General features: G+C 35.1%; 1 protein-coding gene. It reads right to left on the bottom strand.

The genetic code is table 11. The annotated features are described in order from the left end of the window. Window positions 1-9: 9 nt before the first annotated feature. Window positions 10-594: a hypothetical protein gene (locus FC77_RS07730; RefSeq protein WP_056971028.1), complete on the bottom strand. Its 585-nt coding sequence runs from the start codon at window positions 592-594 to the stop codon at window positions 10-12. Window positions 595-690 lie beyond the last annotated feature (96 nt).

The raw sequence follows: 690 nt of genomic DNA, 5'->3' as shown, positions 1-690 counted from the left end.
AGTGCCAGATCATGAATCCGTCGATTCATAATCCAACACTAGGTTAGTCTGTTTTGTTACTAATACAAGGTCATATTCATCAGCGAGTGGGCTGTAGGGAATAACCGATGAAGAACTAAGCGGACTATCTTTTCTGGCGTTAGCAATCATTTCCTCGGTTGCAACCTTTGGGCGGAGTTTATCAATTACTTTATTCGAATAGTAAGTTTTGCCTTGGTATTTGAGGCTGGGTTTGATCCGAAGATCATATAAGAATTTATTTAAAGTTTTAATATCAATTTTTAGTTTAAAAGCGATATCCGTTTTATTTAAAAACCCATGCAGCTTTTCTTCCATAGACTGTGGATCAGGTAAATTGTTTTTAATAGCCCAATCACGGTAAGCTTGAAGATAAGGCATGTTTTCTTCTTTTCCTTCACGATTAACGGTCATAAAGTAACCAATCAATGCATCGTGTTCTTTAGGCAGAGGCAACCTTTTTTCAGTATTTTTGACGAATTTAATTGTTTCAAATTTTCCAATAGTACTCATATTGTTGGGGAGAATGGAACGAGTTGAAAAAGCAATTTGATCATTTGGATTAATTTCACCCAATGCGATGACTTTATCAGAAAAAGCAAAGTAACTTCTACTGCAATGTCATTAAGTTAAGACATTGACGAAAGTTTAGCTTTATGAACCGAATCATTT

The sequence above is a fragment of the Lactobacillus acetotolerans DSM 20749 = JCM 3825 genome (assembly GCF_001436775.1).
In the GTDB taxonomy this organism is placed as follows: domain Bacteria; phylum Bacillota; class Bacilli; order Lactobacillales; family Lactobacillaceae; genus Lactobacillus; species Lactobacillus acetotolerans.
Note: the sequence above shows the minus strand (reverse complement) of the source record. Positions and strands in the feature narration are given on the sequence as shown.